Source organism: Psychrobacter sp. 1Y4 (assembly GCF_051847555.1).
In genome coordinates this window covers 1-516 of the sequence record NZ_JBPYDE010001160.1, presented here as the reverse complement: position 1 = coordinate 516, position 516 = coordinate 1, and the positions used below count along the sequence as shown (strand labels likewise).

General features: G+C 46.7%; 1 protein-coding gene. It reads right to left on the bottom strand.

Annotated elements, in window-relative coordinates:
- Nucleotides 1-516: LysR family transcriptional regulator (locus ACS8FC_RS20930; protein WP_439298196.1), on the bottom strand; the 516-nt coding region annotated here is incomplete at both ends.

Genomic DNA, 516 nt, shown 5'->3' with positions numbered 1-516 from the left:
CCGTCAGATACTTAGGGTGACAGACCGCCACCGTATGCTCATGAAACAGCTTTATTGACTCCATACCACCCCAAACGCCATCACCATACATAAAGGCAACGTCGACATTTTGATCTTCGGCAAAAAAAGGTACTGCAAGTTCTTTGATATTTAAATTAAGCAGTGGATGTGCCTGGCTGAATCCCTCCAGTGCTGGTATCAGCCAACGAGCACAAAAAGTGGGATGGGTGACAATTTTAAGTACCTCTGAGTTGTCGCTGTTTGACATCAGACTAGTCGTCGCCGCCTCGATATGTTTGAGAATATTCAACACTTCAAGATAATACGTTTTGCCTGCAGGCGTGAGTGAGATGCGATGCGGTGTCCGATAAAACAGTGACAGATTGAGCATCTCCTCTAGCTGCGCCACCTGCTTACTGATCGCACTCTGCGTCATATGCATCTCTTGCGCAGCATTGGTAAAACTCAAATGCCGTGCTGCTGTTTCAAAACACTGCATAGCCGTGGTTGAAGGAT